Source organism: bacterium (genome assembly GCA_026398675.1).
Classification (GTDB): Bacteria; RBG-13-66-14; RBG-13-66-14; order RBG-13-66-14; family RBG-13-66-14; genus RBG-13-66-14.
The window spans coordinates 1-3154 of sequence record JAPLSK010000350.1 but is presented as its reverse complement, the minus strand read 5'-3'; the positions used below and the strand labels follow the sequence as shown (position 1 = coordinate 3154).

Genomic DNA, 3154 nt, shown 5'->3' with positions numbered 1-3154 from the left:
GGGATCCCGCGGGGGTCCGCCTGGTCGCCGCGACGAAGTACGTGGGCGCCGAGGCGCTCCCCCTTCTGGCCCGGGCCGGGGTCCGTGTCATCGGCGAGAACCGCGTCCAGGACGCGCTGAACAAGTTCGCCGCCGTGGGCGACTGCGGCCTGGAGTGGCACTTCATCGGCACCCTGCAGAAAAACAAAATCAACAAGGTGCTGTCCCGCTTCGCCCTCATCCACTCCGTGGATTCCGCGGAGCTCGCCGGGGCGGTCTCCGAGCGCTCGACCGGCGGGCCGACGCCGGTCCTGTTCGAGGTCAACGTGGCCGGTGAGGCCACGAAGCACGGCTTCGACGCGGACTCGCTCACCGAGAGTTTTCCCGCGCTCCTGTCGCTCCCCGGAATCGCCCCCCGGGGGCTGATGACCATGGCCCCCCTCGAGGCCGAGCCCGGGGACACGCGGCCCGTTTTCCGCGCCCTCAAGGAGCTGCGCGACGACCTGGCCCGCCGCCACGGCCTCGGAAGCTTCACCGAGCTCTCCATGGGGATGACCAACGACTTCGAGGTGGCGGTGGAGGAGGGGGCGACCTTGGTGCGCGTGGGCTCCGCCCTGTACCGCGGTTTGTTGACTTAGCGCTCCTCGTCCGCCGCCGATCCGGTCGGCGCGGCCGTCGGGGTAAAAACGGGCACGCAACTTGCTTCCTGAAACGGGTGAAGCCCCGTTCTCCGGCAGCTCCACCGGGATGTCCTGAGCCCGGCGGGTCAAAACAGGCGCTTCCCTGTGCAGGCGCAAATCCACACCCGGACCCGCATCCCGGCGTCGGGAGCGATGTAGAAGCAGGAACACCCCGCCCGGACACCTTTTTAATGACATAGCTGCTTGAAGGTTGTATACTTTTCTTACATGCATATATCTCTCCCCCCCGGGGAGGTGTGGGCCGGGTGACGAAACACAGTCCGGTTTAGACGGTTGGGTGCATCGCAATTTGCCGTAGCAATCCGCCGCGCACCCGCGACCGCCGCGAAGAGACGTCATGGCCGACGACGATAGGCCCGACAAGCCAGATCCGAGGTTGCGCGCCGAGCTACTGCGCTACCGCAACCTCCTTTACGACCGGCTGACCGGCCTGCCCACCCTGCCGGTGGCGCTGGGCGAAATCCGCAAGCTCATCAACGCCAACCGCCGCACCGTGGGCGTCATCTGCGTGGACCTCTCCCAGACCGCCGGACTGGAAAACTCCTTCGGCTGGCAGTCCACCGACGACCTGATCATGAGCCTGGCCCAGCTCATGGGTGTTTTCAACGACCAGGTCATGAGCGGCAAGGGGCTTCTTTTTGAAGAGGCGATCCGTACGGGGAGCTTCTTCCTCTTTTTCGCCCGGGAAGGCCTCACCACGGAGGAGCTGGCGGAGATCGCGCAGCTGGTGCGGGAGTTCGTCTCCGCCAGCGCGGTGGGCCGGGAGCTGGCCGCCAACGGCTTCGACGTCAACATCGGCTACTCCCTCTTCGTGGACGACCCTCTCATCCGCTTCGAGCGCCTGGTGTACACCGCCGCCCGGGACGCCCGGGATATGGCGGTGGACGCCGAGAAGCGCGAGGAGATGCTCCAGTACCGGGAGCTGGCGCAGATTATCGCCGGGGAGCGCATCCGGACCCGCTTCCAGCCCATCATGTACCTGGACGACCTGAAAGTTTTGGGGCACGAGGCGCTCTCCCTGGGCCCCCCGAACACCATCTTCGAGAACGCGGAACGGCTGTTCAACTTCGCCGCCCGCTCGGAGTTCGGCCACGCCCTGGACCGCCTCTGCCGGCGCCACGCCGTCCTGGTCGCCCCCGAGCACGTCAAGGACGGGGAGCTTCTCTTCTTGAACACCGCCGCCGTCAGCTTCTCCGACCCCAGCTTCAGCGCCGACTTCGGCGTCGAGAGCAACCTCTTGAAGGAGAACGTCGTTCTCGAGCTCACCGAGCGAACCGCCATCCACGACCTGACCGCCTTCTGCCGCACTCTGGTCGGCTTCAAGGACGAGGGGTTCAAGATAGCCGTGGACGACGCCGGCGCCGGGTACTCCTCACTTTCGACGATCGCCGAGCTCCAACCCGATTTCCTGAAGTTCGACCGCTCCATGGTCTCCGGCATCCATAACAGCAAGATCAAGCAGGAGCTCCTGAAAACCCTCATGGACATGGCCGGCCGCACCGGCAGCCGCGTCATCGCCGAGGGGATCGAGCAGCCCGAAGAGCTGGATATGATGCGGGAGATAGGGGTGGAGCTGGGGCAGGGCTACTACCTGGAGCGCCCGTCGCGGGCCTACTGACGCCGACCGGGGGGTGCCCGGCGGTTTTTGATGGATGCGCTTGGGGGCGATGACGGCTGACGTTCGAGTCCGCTGGAAACGCAACGAAACCGGGACTATAATTTAAACGACTGTGTGACTTAACGAACCATGAAAAACTCCACCAACTCGCCGCAGACGAAGGTGATACTGGTCGCCGACGACGAGCCGGACATCGTCACCATCGTCGAGATGATACTCCGCAGCCAGGGCTACGACGTTCTCAAGGCCGCCAACGGCCTGGAGGCGCTCGAGCTCGCCGAGAGGCACAGCCCGGACCTGATTCTCCTGGACATCATGATGCCCGACATGGACGGCTGGGAGGTGCTCCGGCTGCTGCACGTGGACCCGTTGACGGCGGAGATACCGGTGGCCATGATATCGGCCAAGACGGGCAGCCGCGCCAAGATAACCTCCATGCAGGAGGGCGCGGTGGACTACATCACCAAGCCCTTCGATTCGCAGGAGCTTCTGACCAAGGTCCGGGAGCTTCTGACCAGCCGGAGCTAGGTCGGTGAGGTCTCGGTCGCGAAGAGGCGGGGTTGGACCCGCCTTTTTTACAATTATCGCGTTTTTCCCCGCCCCGTGGGAGGCCCGCGAGGTCCGGGTCGGGGTGAGGGTCGAGGGTGGGAGCGTTAGAGCGGCGGGGTTAGGAAACCCCGCCCTACATCATCGCAATTAGCGGGCGACCGCGGAGGGTCGCCCCTACGTCATCGCAACGGGTGGAGCCGCGGGCCGGGGTGAGGGTTGTTTCGACCCCCCTCTCCCCGTGGGAGAAGGCTTGCCTTACGGGGATGGGGGTGAGGGCTACCTTATAAAAAGCGGCGGGGTTAGGAAA

At 65.2% G+C, this 3154-nt stretch carries 3 protein-coding genes; all 3 read left to right on the top strand.

Translation table 11 applies throughout. The annotated features are described in order from the left end of the window. A partial coding sequence (locus NTW26_10655) for a YggS family pyridoxal phosphate-dependent enzyme (protein MCX7022711.1) occupies nucleotides 1-617 on the top strand: 617 nt, incomplete at its 5' end. 400 nt (nucleotides 618-1017) lie between these two features. Next, the gene (locus NTW26_10650; GenBank protein ID MCX7022710.1) at nucleotides 1018-2298 is read left to right on the top strand and encodes an EAL domain-containing protein; all 1281 of its coding nucleotides are present in this window, start codon (nucleotides 1018-1020) and stop codon (nucleotides 2296-2298) included. 129 nt (nucleotides 2299-2427) lie between these two features. Further along, complete coding sequence (locus tag NTW26_10645; protein MCX7022709.1) at nucleotides 2428-2826, top strand: response regulator; 399 nt, start codon at nucleotides 2428-2430, stop codon at nucleotides 2824-2826. Nucleotides 2827-3154: the final 328 nt, after the last annotated feature.